General features: G+C 44.5%; 11 protein-coding genes. 6 read left to right on the top strand and 5 right to left on the bottom strand.

Annotated features, from left to right (window positions below; translation table 11 throughout):
- Window positions 1–92: 92 nt before the first annotated feature.
- Window positions 93–4,079: an ATP-dependent RNA helicase HrpA gene (gene hrpA, locus R7O12_RS06585; protein ID WP_318125706.1), complete on the bottom strand. Its 3,987-nt coding sequence runs from the start codon at window positions 4,077–4,079 to the stop codon at window positions 93–95.
- 185 nt (window positions 4,080–4,264) lie between these two features.
- Here hrpA and R7O12_RS06580 point away from each other — a divergent pair, with 185 nt between their 5' ends.
- On the top strand, window positions 4,265–4,849 hold the full coding sequence (locus R7O12_RS06580; protein WP_262682558.1) for an FMN-dependent NADH-azoreductase: 585 nt from the start codon (window positions 4,265–4,267) through the stop codon (window positions 4,847–4,849).
- A 94-nt stretch (window positions 4,850–4,943) separates the two neighbouring features.
- On the opposite strand, the gene R7O12_RS06575 is transcribed toward R7O12_RS06580, so the two are convergent.
- Both R7O12_RS06575 and R7O12_RS06570 read right to left on the bottom strand, forming a co-directional pair.
- Complete coding sequence (locus R7O12_RS06575) at window positions 4,944–5,330, bottom strand: hypothetical protein (protein ID WP_080960090.1); 387 nt, start codon at window positions 5,328–5,330, stop codon at window positions 4,944–4,946.
- A 65-nt stretch (window positions 5,331–5,395) separates the two neighbouring features.
- Window positions 5,396–6,700 carry a MipA/OmpV family protein gene (locus R7O12_RS06570; RefSeq protein WP_318104529.1) on the bottom strand — a complete coding sequence of 435 codons (1,305 nt, stop codon included), beginning with the start codon at window positions 6,698–6,700 and terminating at the stop codon, window positions 5,396–5,398.
- Between the two features lie 235 nt (window positions 6,701–6,935).
- On the opposite strand from R7O12_RS06570, the gene R7O12_RS06565 reads away from it, so the two are divergent.
- The 3 genes from R7O12_RS06565 to R7O12_RS06555 all read left to right on the top strand — a co-directional run bounded on the left by R7O12_RS06565 (window position 6,936) and on the right by R7O12_RS06555 (window position 9,866).
- Entirely contained in the window at window positions 6,936–7,286 is a 351-nt protein-coding gene (locus tag R7O12_RS06565) for a hypothetical protein (RefSeq protein ID WP_005377676.1), read from the top strand.
- A 9-nt stretch (window positions 7,287–7,295) separates the two neighbouring features.
- Entirely contained in the window at window positions 7,296–9,236 is a 1,941-nt protein-coding gene (locus R7O12_RS06560) for an alkaline phosphatase D family protein (protein WP_064353898.1), read from the top strand.
- A gap of 189 nt (window positions 9,237–9,425) precedes the next feature.
- Window positions 9,426–9,866, top strand: a complete 441-nt coding sequence (locus tag R7O12_RS06555) for a TerB family tellurite resistance protein (RefSeq protein ID WP_017820644.1) — start codon at window positions 9,426–9,428, stop codon at window positions 9,864–9,866.
- Window positions 9,867–10,103: 237 nt separating this feature from the next.
- Here the strand turns inward: R7O12_RS06555 and R7O12_RS06550 are convergent, their stop codons facing one another.
- On the bottom strand, window positions 10,104–10,634 hold the full coding sequence (locus R7O12_RS06550; protein WP_005377684.1) for a 3'-5' exonuclease: 531 nt from the start codon (window positions 10,632–10,634) through the stop codon (window positions 10,104–10,106).
- 83 nt (window positions 10,635–10,717) lie between these two features.
- Window positions 10,718–12,259, bottom strand: coding sequence for a sensor domain-containing diguanylate cyclase (locus R7O12_RS06545; RefSeq protein WP_005377686.1), 1,542 nt, complete (start codon window positions 12,257–12,259; stop codon window positions 10,718–10,720).
- A gap of 291 nt (window positions 12,260–12,550) precedes the next feature.
- Here R7O12_RS06545 and R7O12_RS06540 point away from each other — a divergent pair, with 291 nt between their 5' ends.
- Window positions 12,551–13,183, top strand: coding sequence for a DUF2760 domain-containing protein (locus R7O12_RS06540; RefSeq protein WP_017634945.1), 633 nt, complete (start codon window positions 12,551–12,553; stop codon window positions 13,181–13,183).
- A complete protein-coding gene (locus R7O12_RS06535) occupies window positions 13,183–15,147 on the top strand; it encodes an Hsp70 family protein (RefSeq protein WP_318125705.1) in 1,965 nt (654 codons plus the stop codon). The genes R7O12_RS06540 and R7O12_RS06535 overlap by 1 nt, the downstream gene beginning before the upstream one ends.
- Window positions 15,148–15,195: the final 48 nt, after the last annotated feature.

Here is a 15,195-nt window from a genome sequence, read left to right as displayed (position 1 = left end):
CTAAAAAATAATGCTTATTGAGTTACTAGCAATTAGTGTACCAGCAACTTCTTAAGCGATAATTACAAATCTGACACTATTTTACTGGTTGATTAGCAAGCATCAATCGCGTTTTTGACTCGTTTATCAGAAACAGGATAAGGAGTGCCTAATTGTTGAGCAAAGTAACTCACGCGAAGTTCTTCAATCATCCAACGCACTTCTTTTACATTTTCAGGAATGGCCACACCTTTCGGGATCTTGTTCAGCAACTCTTTATAGTCTTGAGTCACAGATTCAATCTTCAGCATATGTAAACGATCTTTGTTTGGATCGATTGGCAACTTCTCCATACGGCGCTCTATCGCGCGCATGTAGCGAAGAATATCCGGCAAGCGCTTCCAGCCACATTCCGTTGCAAAGCCTTTGAAGATCAAGCCTTCAATTTGTGCTTTGATATCGGACAGAGCAAACGCCATTGTGAAGTCGATCTTGCCTTTTAGCTTCTTATTGATGCTAAACGCCGTGGTCAGAATAGTCTCAACCTGTTGAGCGATCTCTACAACGGTGTCACCCAATTCAGCACGAACGTGTTCTTTCAACGCTTCGAACTTCTCTGGCTCCCAAACTAAACCACCCTGCTCTTCAATAAGCTTATCGACACCGCAGGCAATGCAGTCATCTATCAGATCAAGCACCTTGCCGTAAGGGTTAAAATACAACCCCAACTTCGATTTGTTCGGTAAGTTAGCGTGCAAATATTTAATTGGAGACGGTACATTCAACAAAATCAAACGACGCTGGCCAGCGCGCATTGCGGTGATCTGCTCAAATTCGGTTTCGTAGAGTTTGATTTCAACGCTGTCTTTGCTATCAACAAGCGCCGGATACGCTTTTACATCGTAGCCGCCACGTTTTTGTTGATACACTTTCGGCAATTCGCCAAAACTCCACGTATGCAGACCTTGCTGTTCGATATCGTCATCCGCAACTTTGGAAAGCGTTTCTTGAACTTTGTCTTTCAAACTTTCTTTCAGTTCATGAAGGTCTTTATGTTCCTTCAGTTTACGATTTCGATGATCAACCGCGCGGAACGTGACTTTCAAGTGCTCAGGTACTTGTTCCAAGTTCCAGTCTTCACGCAGTACCTCTACGCCCGTCATGCGTCGCAACTCTTTCTCTAATGAATCTAGCAGCGGCGCTTCCATTGGCGTGACACGTGCTAAGAATGCATCGGCATAGTTTGGCGCAGGCACAAAGTTCTTACGAATTGTCTTTGGCAACGATTTAATCAAGCTAACCACAAGCTCATGGCGTAAACCTGGGATCTGCCAATCAAAACCCGCTGGTTCAACTTGGTTTAAAATCGGCAACGGCAAATGCACTGTGACACCGTCACTATCATCGCCTGGTTCAAATTGGTAACTCAATTTGAGCTTCAAACCATTTTGATGCCAGAAGTTCGGGTAATCCAAATCGGTCACATGGCTAGCATCACCCTTGAACAGCATCTCTTTTTCAAAGTTCAGCAGTTCCGGATTTTCTTTAGATGCCTTTTTCCACCACGTATCGAAGTGTTTGCCAGAAACGACTTCAGTACCAACACGTTGGTCATAGAAATCAAACAGCTCATCATCATCCACCAAGATGTCACGACGACGAGATTTATGCTCAAGCTCTTCCACTTCTTGCAGAAGCTTACGGTTTTGCTTAAAGAACGCGTGTTTGGTTTCCCATTCCCCCTCAACCAATGCACTACGAATGAAGATTTCGCGACTTACGGTCGAATCGATACTGCCGTAGTTGACCAAGCGTTTCGGTACGATTGGTACGCCGTAAAGCATCACTTTTTCGTGCGCCATCACCGCAGCGCGTTTCTTCGACCAATGTGGTTCGCTGTAACTACGTTTAATAAGGTGTTTAGCTAACGGTTCAATCCATTCTGGCTGAATCTTTGCGATGATACGACCCCAAAGTTTTGAGGTTTCCACCAACTCAGCAGACATGATCCACTTAGGCTGTTTCTTGAATAGACCTGATGCAGGGAAGATATGGAAACGAGCATTACGCGCGCCTTGATATTCATTCTTTTCTTGGTCTTTCATGCCGATGTGCGACAGCAAACCAACCAAAATGGCACTGTGTACGCCATGGTAAGAAGCGGGCTCATCGTTAAGCTTGAACTCCATCTCACGCATCGACTGATGAATTTGGAAGTACACGTCTTGCCACTCGCGAACGCGCAAGTAGTTCAAATAGTCTTGCTTACACTGTTTGCGGAACTGATTGCTAGACAAGGCTTTTTGCTGCTTTTGGATGTATTCCCACAAATTCACAAATGTCAGGAAGTCCGACTCTTCATGGAAGAAGCGACGATGTTTATCGTCTGACGATTGTTGTTTATCTGAAGGACGTTCGCGTGGATCTTGAATCGACAAGGCCGCTGCAATGATCATCACTTCTTTAAGCGCACCATATTTTGGCGCTTCCAATACCATACGCGCCAAGCGCGGATCGATTGGCAAACGCGCTAATTGGCGACCAACGGAAGTCAGGCGTTTTTTCGGATCTTTTACCTCAGAGTTAATCGCACCAAGCTCTTCCAGCAAACGCACGCCGTCTTGGATGTTACGTTTATCCGGTGCTTCCACAAACGGAAACGCTTGAATATCACCCAAACCAAGTGCCGTCATTTGCAAGATAACCGACGCTAGATTGGTACGTAGGATTTCAGGATCAGTAAACTCTGGGCGTGACTCAAAATCTTCCTCTGAGTACAGACGAATACAGATACCCTCTTCCACACGACCACAACGACCTTTACGCTGGTTCGCACTCGCCTGAGAAACTGGCTCGATTGGAAGACGCTGAACCTTAGTACGGTAACTGTATCGACTGATACGCGCCGTACCCGGGTCGATAACGTACTTAATGCCCGGAACAGTTAGCGAGGTTTCTGCCACGTTGGTTGCCAGTACAATTCGGCGACCAGTGTGAGGTTGGAAAATCTTATTCTGCTCACCTGCCGACAAACGCGCGTAAAGCGGCACAATTTCCGTGCTCTTCAGATTACGTTTGGACAATGCATCTGCGGTATCACGGATTTCACGTTCACCGTTCATGAAAATCAGGATGTCACCTAAACCTTCATCGCACAGTTCGTCTACCGCTTCGAAGATGCCTTCAAGCTGGTCACGATCATTGTCGTCATCACCGCTTAGTGGGCGGTAACGTGTTTCTACTGGGTAAGTACGACCCGATACTTCAATGATTGGTGCATTGTTGAAGTGTTTTGAGAAGCGTTCTGGGTCGATGGTTGCCGACGTGATGATCACTTTCAAATCAGGACGACGTGGCAGCAACTCTTTCAAGTAACCCAAGATGAAATCGATGTTAAGGCTGCGCTCGTGCGCTTCATCGATAATGATGGTGTCGTATTGATTCAAGAAACGGTCATGCTGAATTTCAGCCAACAAGATACCGTCCGTCATCAATTTGATTTGGGTATTTTCAGAGATCTGATCGTTGAATCGAACCTTGTAACCAACAAACTCACCAAGCTTGGTTTCCATCTCTTCGGCAATACGGTTAGCAACCGAACGCGCTGCAAGACGACGAGGCTGAGTATGACCAATCAGGCCAAATTTACCGCGACCAAGCTCAGCACAGATTTTTGGTAGCTGAGTGGTTTTACCAGAACCGGTTTCACCCGCGACGATAACCACTTGGTTTTCTTCGATCGCTTTCGCAATATCGTCGCGTTTTTGGCTTACAGGCAGGATTTCTGGGTATTCAATCGTTGGTTTGTAGTTGCTGCGCTGCTCTGCAACCATCATGGATTTTGCGATGTCTAATGCGATTTCATCGAACACAGCATTACGCGCTGCGTCCTTCTTAATTTTGCTTGCACCAGAAATACGTTTACTCAAGCGGAAACGGTCGCGCATCATGCACTGATTCAGCGCTTTACGCAGAGATGCAGCACTATTCACTTGAGCCTGAGGTGTTTGAGCTTGTTTCGCTGTCGCTTTTTGCGCACCATTTGACGGTGTCACTTGCTCTTCAGCTAGATTCTTTTTTGGGGGCTGTGACGAAGTCAAAGCGTTTCCTATTCTTTTCATTACAAAAACTGCGCGGATTGTATCACACAAGATCTGTAACAAGATAACCGAAAGCTCATTCAATTTTTTCGAACATGTTCAGCGAATCGCTAGGCTTTTGAACTCACTTACGTTGCTTATAATGGCTCCCATAGTCGAAAGCACTTATTTAAGGAATAACCATTATGTCTCGTGTACTAGCTCTAAAATCAAGCATCCTTGGCGATTACTCTCAATCAAACAAATTGGTTGAAAACTTCATCAAAAATGTAGACCAAGACAAGCTTACTGTTCGTGATTTGGCTGCAAACCCTCTACCTGTTTTGGACTTCGCCGTTGCGACTGCACTGCGCGCTACGGAAGATCTTTCACAAGAACAGCAAGCGGTGGTCGACTTGTCTGACACCCTTATTGAAGAAGTAAAGGCCGCAGACACTTTGGTTATTGCCGCTCCAATGTACAACTTCACCATCCCGACTCAGCTTAAAAACTGGATTGATTTGATTGCTCGTGCAGGCGTGACATTCAAATACACAGAAAACGGCGTTCAAGGTTTGATTGAAGGTAAAAAGGCGATTGTAATAACGACTCGTGGTGGTATTCATAAAGATTCACCAACTGACAACGTTACGCCATACCTACGCACTGTGCTGGGTTTTGTAGGAATCACTGATGTGGAATTTGTTTACGCAGAAGCGCTAAACATGGGTGAAGATGCGGCTGAAAAAGGCATTTCAGAAGCGCAAAGCCAACTTGCAACAATGGCGTAAGTTAGAATAAACCAGAATACAAAAGGGATTGGTTCGCGCCAATCCCTTTTTGGATCCTGATGCCTTGATCGTATTTATAGGGTCTCTAACATCGTCAAAAACGATTCACTTTCTCCAAGTTGCGTATTGCATCGAGGTAGACTTTTTCTAAAGACCGCTCAGCTTCGCTTATCATATTCTCGATCATCGCATTAAACGCGACATCACTACGGATTTCTATATTGTCTCCCGCCTTAACGTCAAGAGAGTTGACGTACAACACCAACCATTCATCGCCCTCCAAGTGCCCTTCTCCGTGAATGGCAAAAAAGCGTTTGGCAAATTCAGCGTTGGTACAATTTATCGCTTCAATTTGAAGATTGAATGAGGAGTCGATACTCATGGTGCTTATGCCATCCGATTCATCAGATGCATCACAAACAGCCTTAACTCTGGCACGATATACGAAATTTCTCGTTGAAAGCAGCATAGTATTATTCATCATTACTCATAATGGGCGATAAATAAGTCAGTTGCAAATCCGACCTATATGCATCTCGTGATGCGCTAAAACTCGAACTGGAAATAAATAGTATTGTAGTTGCTCCCACCTTTAATTCGCCCAAACTGGGAAGCGCTTTCAAAAATCGCCGAGCGGTGATGCAATGAATAGCCCACCCACATATTGTTCCAGCTCTTTTGGTTGAAGAGATCGCCTACATTGACATCAAACGAGAAATCTAGGTAGTTGAGCAACTTGCTTGGTGTATAACCCTTGTCTTCCATTTCTGTGCCTTCAATATAGGTAATGCTATCAATGTATGACACACCTTCCGCTACACCAAATCGCCAAGTCGTAGGCCAATTAACCGTATAATAAGCCTTAATCGCCATGACGTATTCTGTGCTCGCAGACTGAACACTGGACGACCAGTGATGAACCAACCCTGGCGTTAAATAAATATCAAGAGGAAAACCAAACAGCTCATCCGTTAATGGATGCCCATAAAACAATGAAGTAAGTTGATTGTCGTATGGGTCTTTTTCTCTCTCAAAGCTAAATATTTCACCGATGTTCGAAGGCGTCGCCCAACCATGCGCAATACGTAGATATGCTTTATTGCTCAGTGTCGGTTTCGGAACTTTGTTTTTATCGTTGAAAAAGCCAAAACCGACAAACACTTCTCCCTGATATCGATCTTCTACAAGCTGACTGTTGTAGGCGTTATCATCTAAGCGAGTAACACTCGTCTCACCCAGTAAATACAAATTTGAAGTTACATGGTAACGCGCTTTAATACCAAGATTGGTGTCAAGTCCAGCTCCAATTCTCTCGCCAGTAATATCCTTAAAGGAATAATATTCACTATTGAAATCAGCGTCTTTGTATCGAATCGTAATCGATGGCTCTAATTCCCAATCCCCAAATACATAATTGGCAGCAAGGCGGTAATTAGAGTGAAACTGGAGTTCGTCGTCCGTCATCAACTCTACTTCTGCGCGCCAATTGTCGTTAATGCTATAACGCACTTGCCCACCAAAATCGACTCTATCGCCTTCATTAGCATTTTGTAGCGACATGGGAATATCGACAAATCTCAATCGCATGAGTGCGCTCGCACGCCAGTCGGAATCACTCTCATTATACAAAAAAGCGCCACCTTCAATGCCATTGATATACACATGTTCGTTTTCAAAGAACATCATTGGTACAAATGTACTCACCGTAGAGTCATTATCGGCGGTATAAAACGGAATCGATGCTGTGCGATACATCGCAGCAATCCCCCACGTTTGTTCTTCTGCACCATGCGCAGAAGAAACTACCGCAGCTAAAGGTAAAGCGAGTGTTGTTAGAATTAATCTCTTCATGAGTTCGAAAAATGTTGGTTGAGAAGCAGGCAAACATCAATGATTTGCCATTAAAAGCTTATGTTCTGCTGATGATAGCCGTTACAATGGCAAATGTTGTCATCCTCGTGACAGTTTGAGTCCCAAGATCATATTAATATTGCACGACTAGGTGAGCTTGTTTGCGAATATTTTACCATTACAACAAGCGCTTAAACTCTAGCTTAGTTCTAAATCAAACATAATGAAGTAAAAAGTGAAAGCATCAGAACTCATCTCTACCTTGAATCATTTACCCGCAGACACAGACCCAGACATTGTGATGGGAGAAGCATGGCTGCCAGAGAGGTTGATAGGGACTCAACTCGATGGTGACATGTTGTTTTTGCACTTTGATAATGCACCAGAAGATGGTCAAGGTGACGAAGAAGGGCGTGGCTTCGTCGAACACGAAATCGACCTAATTAGAACTCGGCTTCAGCAAATTTTGGATGAAGACAGTGATAACGCGTCAAAAGCCGATGCGATGCTTGGTTTGTTCCTTATGGGACATGAACTTAGTAGCTCGCAAGTTATCGAAATATTAGAAGAAGAAGCTGACACATAAGGAGCCGTTTTGCCAGCATTGATGAACACGACTGAAATTTCTTCACTTCCTCTTGTCGTTGCAGGTCCGATCCTACGTAAAGTGACCGCAACTGAAATCAATATTTGGCTAGTCACCACCCAACGCTTGGAGGGTATGGTGCAAATTACGGATGAAAATGCCTCCATCCTTTATCAAGCCCCTTTAAGTGAACAAAAAGAACAGCTTCAAATCGGCCTCAATGCGTGGTGTTGCTTACTTAAATTAGAAGGCGAGTTTCCAACCCATCAAGCGTTACGCTATCAAATAAAAACGCAATATGGATTAGTGACGGAACTGCTCCCTCACCTGACTTATGAGCGAGATAATACGCCAAACTTGGGTATTGAGTTCCTCGTTAGTGAAAAAGCGGATTATCTCCTACATGGCTCTTGCCGTAATCCCCATCACTTCAGTGATGATACATTGGTCGCTGCGGATCATAAAATCGCGTCTCAATCCATTGAAGAAAGACCGGATATGCTCATCATGAGTGGTGATCAAATCTATGCAGACCATGTTGCAGGCCCCACTCTCGATGCCATTGAGCAAGTCATAGCTTTATTGGGTTTGCCAGGCGAAGAATTCGATCAAGCTCCGATAAAAAATACCAATGAGCTCTACCAACACCCTGCTTGCTATTATGGTCGAGATAAATTGTTGCCTCATTATGTGAGTGATGACAGTTTACTAAGTAAGTTTTTTCCACACCGAGGGACACCAATATTCAGCGCCAAAGAGTGTGAGAATCACCTAATAAGCTTTGCTGAGTGCTTTGCAATGTACTTATTGGTTTGGTCTCCGACCTTGTGGAAGCTTGTTCGAACGGATCGTTTATTAGAAAACGAATTTACTGTCGGCGGAGAAGTTCTTGAACCCAAATGGCAGCAGCAATGGCGCGAAGAAAAAAAACAAATTGATAAATTCGTCGCAGGTCTGGACAAGGTTCAACGCTTACTCGCTCACATTCCAACCTATATGATTTTTGATGATCACGATGTCACCGACGATTGGAATCTCACCATAGGCTGGGAACAAGCCGCATACAGCAACACGTTTGCAAAACGCATTATCGGTAATAGCTTGATTGCTTACTGGGTTTGCCAAGGTTGGGGAAATGCGCCAGAAAAATTCAATGATGAATTTATGAGCCTCGCTCAACGCTTTATCGATGAGCGAACCTCGCAAACCCAAGATGCATTTATTCAATATTTGTATCGCTTTGAGAATTGGCACTACACCATTCCTACGACACCAAAAGTTGTCGTGCTAGATACACGAACCAGACGCTGGCGTTCTGAGTCTAAAATGAACAAACCTTCTGGCTTAATGGACTGGGAAGCGATGATTGAGTTCCACCAAGAACTCGTGCACCAAGACAAAGTTGTTATTGTTTCTGCCGCGCCAATGTTTGGTGTGAAATTTATCGAAGCACTACAACGTGTGGTGACCATGCTTGGTAAACCATTGATGGTTGATGCTGAAAACTGGATGGCTCACCCCGGAAGTGCGAATACTCTTATTAGTATTTTCACACACACAAAGACACCAACTAACTTTGTTATTCTCTCTGGCGACGTACACTACTCTTTTGCATACGATATTAAGCTCCGCTATCGAAAAAACAGTCCGAATATCTATCAAATCACCTGTAGTGGAATTAAAAATCAGTTCCCTACACAACTGCTCAATATTTGTGATGGCCTAGATAGACTGCTATACAGCCCTCGCTCACCTTTAAACTGGTTCACAAAACGTAAACGACTCAAGATTTACAAACGCGCACCAAGTACGCACAACTTTTATCGCTTGGTTAACCATAGTGCCATTGGTGAGCTACGCCTTGATGATGAAGGCAAACCAAGTCAAATTAGTATTCTGACGAGTGATGGTGACGAAGTTCATTTTCCACCGACACGTGCTGAAAGCTGAGTATCAATCCCAAAATGACTTGCCCTTTGTAAGAGGCAAGTCACCTTGAACTAACTCAGGAGTTTAGTTTTTTTGGGGAGAAAGTGGCCGTTCTTAAATGTCAACGGCGTGCTAAATTTGGTATCGCACCTTGAGATCTTCCGTATTTATTACCATGTTAACCAAATAAACAATAGCTCGGTGTTCATTATGTTTAATTCTCTCACATCATTATTTAAACAACTCATTGATGGCTCTGATTTAAGCCAAACCAACACACTTTCCCCTAACATGGCTATCGCGTGTTTGCTTTGTGAAGTTTCTGGCGCAGACCATAGTGTCGATGATAGAGAACAAGAAACAAAGCGCTCTTTATTGATGAAACTGCTTTCGTTAAATGAAGAAGAATCAAATACTTTGTTAGAGCAAGCGCAACAGAAAATAAAAGATTCCGCTTCGCTGTACGACTTTACCTCTCAACTAAGAGAACTGACTCAAGAAACTCGTTACAACTTAATCAAAAGCATGTGGGAAGTCGCTTACGCAGACGGCGAAATTGACCCGCTAGAAGACGCGGTGATCCGTAAAACAGCAGAGCTACTCTATGTTGATCACAGCGAGTTCATTCGAGCGAAGTTACAGTCTCAGTAAAGTGACGAGATGAGTATATAAGTCGCTGGCTAACTCTAAGCTACCCCTAGAATGACAACAGATATCGCTTCTGTAGCCATAAAAAAACGCGCACTCTGCGCGTTTTTCAATAAGCCAACGACATTGTTATTAAAATACTGGTCAAGGTATGTGTTTAGCTCTTTCCACACTAAACAGACTGCATGACAAAACAACAATGGTTGGATGATTATTTAATTACAAGCTAGGTTCGAATAACTAAAACATGGTCAAAGCAAGCTTAGCTAAGTTGTATGCATCTACATAGCCAGAGTGTTGACGCCCTTCCCAGTCTATTCCTTTTGCTTCTTGAGCGGCTCGATGGCCTATACGTTTATCTTTTAGACGATTTTGAATACGGTAGAGCGTTGCTAAGTTGATGAACTCTGTGAACGGTGCTTCAATACCTTTTTGCTTACACTCTTCTAGCAGAATGAGGTCATCTCGCCCCCAAGATGCAAAGATTTTGTTGCGACCACCGAAGTTCTTAACCATGGATTTAAGCACTTCTTCTAGTGGGCGTCCTTGTTTTTCAATCTTACGTGGTGTGATGCCCGTTAACTCAGCGCAAAACAGAGACACTTCATCGTGTTCTGGTTTCACGTAGTATTGAGCACGCTTGACTATCTCACCTTTAGACAAATCTATTTCAGCTAACCCCACTTCGATAATTTCACCCGTGCTGCCGACGCCATTTTCGTTCCAGCAACACATTTCTAAATCGAAGCATACAATACGGTTATGGTTCATAGTTTGCCTTGGTTCCTAACATAAAAATTTAAAGCGTGCGATTCTATCGTAACACGGCGTAAAACTCGAATTTGTGCGCCCATTTAATCGCCGATCGACACATTATTACGGCCGTTTTTTTTACTCAAATAGAGTTGACTATCCATTTTGTGATACAAGCTCTCAGGATCTTCTTCTTTATGGATAACCGCACCGATACTCAACGTACAGATGATTGACGCATCACCATAATCAAAAGCCGTACTTGCCACAACACTCCGTAATTTTTCTAGGTAAGCTTCTAGCACTGCTCTATCAATGACTTTAGAAATAATACAAAACTCGTCACCACCAGCTCGGTAAAACTTATCTCCCGGTTTTAAATTAGCACTGACCAGCTTAGTGACATGTTGTAACGCTTCATCTCCACCTAAATGGCCGTGTTTGTCATTAATCACTTTGAAGTGGTCGATATCAAAACCAACCAAGGCGAAGTTAACACCTTTGTTTATCTGATTAAGCAAATGATCGTTGAATGCTCGGCGATTCAGTAGTTGAGTTAGAGGGTCTCGCTCTGCCATTCTTTTTAATTCAACGGTTTTGAGCTCCAACATGACCGCTAAGCGCTCTTTTTCTCGAGACTGTAAATTCACAATCCAACTGATCAAAAAGGCGATTACCAATCCGGCTAGTGTCGTGCCCGCTAAAATAGAACGTTCCCAAGCTGAGACTGCGTCAGAAAGCTTAAAGTCAATACGCCATTCACGGTTAGGCAGTTGAATGGTCCGGCTTATAACCGTTCCTCGAATGTTGTCCCAGCTCGCACTTTGAAAGAGAACAGGGTCATCTGCTGCGTCGAATCCCAAATCTTCTACGCGCACCGACATATCGAGCTCCGTCGCGGTTTTCGTAATCAAATCCTCAAAGTAAACCGTACTTCGGATAACACCGGTCACTACTCCTAATAAATATTTGTTCTCGAAGTCGAACACTGGATGGAACACCAGCAACCCAGTCTTAGGTATGGACTTGTCATAACCATCTTGCAGTAAGCGAACTTTATCCGAGACATTCGCTCGCCCATTTTCGGAAATATCATCCAAGATTAAATCGAAGCGTTTGCGCGAAAAATAGAAACCCAATAGAGAAAGGTTTTCCGGTGTTCTTGGGTAGATATCCGACGCGATGAAAATTGGCTCATTGTGTTCAAAAATGTACCCGTAGGTTTTGGGACCATCTTTAGGGACGGTAAACGGTTGGAAGTTTGGAAATTTTTGACGGGTCTTTAAAATATGTTCATCAAGATCTTCAAATTCGACCTTTTGCATCCATTGAAGTCCAATGAGACTTCGCGAGCTGTTAATCACTTGTTCCGCATACATCGGAAACGATGGCCAATAGCTTCGCTCAATCGAATGGAAAAAGTTTGCGCCCGCACCAATGAACTTTAGATCATTCTCGACGTTTGCTTTAAGTGATTCTGCTTGTCGGTCGGCTAAAGTATCAAACGTCGTCTGTGTATACCGTTGCTGCATTGTATAAGCAGCACCAACTACACCAGCAGTGACACATAAAGTCGCCAAAAAAGCTAAAATAGAGTCTGAATGTCGTTTTATAAAGCTCTTATGAGCGGTGCTTTGTGTCATATCGTAATTTTTGATACTTCCGTAAGTTAAACTTCGGGATCTATTGAAATACTGCGTTAGCAATGCACAAACATCAAGCAACAACCTATATTGGGGAGTCTGATCGTCGATTTTTCACGCTGTTCGTACGGTATAGTCACGAATTATTACAGCCTTAAGCCTTGAATATGCTACCATCCGTCATCATTTTAATGTCTAAACTTGGTGCAAGATCGCAAAGACGATCGTTTTAGTGAACAAATATGAGCCAATACTGAGCACCAATAAATCAATAGAAAGAGAAAAAACGTCATGAACATTGATTTGAACCTAATTCCTCAAACGTTCGATATGCTTCACGCAGGCCTAACCGCATCGAGCGTTTTGCTTCTTCTAGTTGCAGTGTCGCGCAAATCAAAAGTGGTCGAGAAAGTGGTAGAAAAACCAGTCGAGAAAATCGTCGAGGTTGAGAAACCAGTTGAGAAGATCGTTGAAGTAGAAAAAGTAGTGGAAGTAGAGAAAGTCGTAGAGCGTGTTGTAGAAGTTGAATCAAAACTTGCAACCGCATCAACAGACTCTGCAATGCAGCTGCTTTCTATCATGCAACAAGAAGCTCGCCTGATTGACTTCCTAAAAGAAGACCTAACGTCATTCTCTGATGAAGAAGTAGGCGCAGCCGCTCGCGTAATCCACACTGGCGGTCAGAAAGTACTGAACGACTACGTGACGCTAGCGCACGTTCGTAACGAAGACGAAGAAACTCGCATTACGGTTGAAGAAGGCTTCAACCCACAAGAAATCCGCCTAACTGGCAACGTAACAGGCAGCGCGCCATTCAACGGCACGCTAGTTCACAAAGGCTGGAAAGCAACATCAATGACGTTGCCTAAACTGGCTGAGAACTACGATGCTTCTGTGATCGCTCCAGCTGAGGTTGAGCTGTAATGGAACACATGAACCAAGAAAACCATTCTCAAGAAGCGTCTGTTGAAACTCAACAGACACCTAAATTCAGTGTTGGTATCGACTTAGGTACAACACACTGTGTCATGTCTTTTGTTGATACACACAACGAAGACGCTCGCGTTGAAGTGATGCCAATCCCGCAGTTAACTGCGCCGGGTACGGTAGAGACTCGTAGCCAATTAGGCTCTTTCCTTTACCAACCACACGAACACGAAATGAACCCGCAATCACGCGTTCTTCCGTGGTCGAGCGAGCCAAAAACTCTGGTTGGTGCGATTGCACGTAACCTAGGTTCGAAAACGCCAATTCGTCTTGTTGCAAGTGCGAAATCTTGGCTTTGCCACGCTGGTGTAAACCGTCGTGATGCTTTCCTGCCAGCAGGTAGCCCAGAAGAAGTGGAAAAAGTATCCCCTCTTCGCGCGACAGAGCTTTACCTAGAGCACCTAAAAGACGCTTGGAATCACACCAATCCAAATCACAACCTTGCCGATCAAGACGTGACTATTACGGTTCCTGCTTCTTTCGATCCTGCTGCTCGTGATCTAACAGCCGAAGCAGCACGCAACGTTGGGTTTGTGCACCTAACGCTTCTAGAAGAGCCACAAGCTGCGCTTTACAACTGGATCGATAACAGCAATGACAAATGGCGCGATGAAGTTGAAGTTGGCGACATCGTGCTTGTGGTCGATATCGGTGGTGGTACAACCGACCTTTCTTTGGTTGAAGTAACTGAAGACGATGGCAACCTAACTCTGAAACGCATCGCGGTAGGTGAACACATCCTACTTGGCGGTGACAACATGGATCTTGCACTTGCGTACCGCTTGAAAATGAAGCTAGCGCAAGAAGGCAAAGAGCTACAGCCATGGCAAGTTCAGGCAATGACACACGCATGTCGTGACGCGAAAGAAGCGTTATTGAACGACAGCGAACTTCAGTCAGTGCCAATCGTAGTACCAAGCCGTGGTTCTAAACTGCTTGGCGCAACGCTGAAAACAGAACTGACTCAAGAAGAAGTACAACAAACACTGGTTGATGGCTTCTTCCCTCAAGTTGCAATTACTGACCACCCTGTTCAACGTAACCGTGGAGCACTAACGCAAATGGGTCTGCCTTACGCACAAGATGCAGGCATTACTCGTCACATTGCAGCGTTCTTGTCTAAGCAAGCCAATGCTCTTTCTACTTCAGGAAATGGCGCAGAAGCAGCAGCTCAAGATTTCAACCCATTCGCTAACATGCCTGGTATGCCAGGTTCGGATGCAGCGCAGTCAGCTGACTTCATCAAGCCAACCGCAATCCTATTCAACGGTGGTGTTCTGAAATCGAAACTTCTAGCAACTCGTCTAGAAGACACGATCAACGAATGGCTAATTGAAGCAGATGCAGAAATGGCAAAACGCCTAACAGGTGTGGATCTAGACCTTGCAGTTGCTAGCGGTGCGGCTTACTACGGCTCTGTGCGTCGTGGGCAGGGCGTTCGTATCCGTGGTGGTATTGCTTCGGCGTACTACGTGGGTATCGAAAGTGCGATGCCAGCTATTCCGGGCATGGCGCCGCCAATGGAAGCACTTTGTGTTGCACCATTTGGTATGGAAGAAGGCTCAAGCGTTGACGTACCAAGCCAAGAGTTTGGTTTGATCATCGGCCAGCCAGTTAACTTCCAATTCTTCGGCTCAACGGTTCGTCGTGATGACCTAGCAGGTACTCACCTAGACTACTGGGCACCAGAAGAGCTTGAAGAGCTTCCAGAAATCCAAGTAACGCTGCCTGTATCTGAAGGTCGTCGTGAAGGTGAAGTGGTTCCAGTAACCCTAGCCTCTCGCGTCACAGAGCTTGGTACGCTTTACTTAGAAGCCATTGCCGCTGATAACGGTCAAAAATGGCATGTTGAGTTCGATGTGCGCGAAGACGCGAAAAGCAACTCAGACGAAGAAGAATAAATAGAAATCAAACGGCATCCAATCGGGTGCCGTTTTTAAATACACGAA

Source organism: Vibrio sp. Vb1574 (assembly GCF_033338675.1).
The sequence above is the reverse complement of the archived record's forward strand: the minus strand, read 5'-3'. Positions and strand labels throughout refer to the sequence as shown.

Coding starts and splice junctions, on each gene's coding strand:
- R7O12_RS06580 (WP_262682558.1), top strand. CDS start 4,265: ATGTCTCGTGTACTAGCTCTAAAATCAAGCATCCTTGGCGATTACTCT.
- R7O12_RS06575 (WP_080960090.1), bottom strand. CDS start 5,330: ATGAATAATACTATGCTGCTTTCAACGAGAAATTTCGTATATCGTGCC.
- R7O12_RS06570 (WP_318104529.1), bottom strand. CDS start 6,700: ATGAAGAGATTAATTCTAACAACACTCGCTTTACCTTTAGCTGCGGTA.
- R7O12_RS06555 (WP_017820644.1), top strand. CDS start 9,426: ATGTTTAATTCTCTCACATCATTATTTAAACAACTCATTGATGGCTCT.
- R7O12_RS06550 (WP_005377684.1), bottom strand. CDS start 10,634: ATGAACCATAACCGTATTGTATGCTTCGATTTAGAAATGTGTTGCTGG.
- R7O12_RS06545 (WP_005377686.1), bottom strand. CDS start 12,259: ATGACACAAAGCACCGCTCATAAGAGCTTTATAAAACGACATTCAGAC.
- R7O12_RS06540 (WP_017634945.1), top strand. CDS start 12,551: ATGAACATTGATTTGAACCTAATTCCTCAAACGTTCGATATGCTTCAC.
- R7O12_RS06535 (WP_318125705.1), top strand. CDS start 13,183: ATGGAACACATGAACCAAGAAAACCATTCTCAAGAAGCGTCTGTTGAA.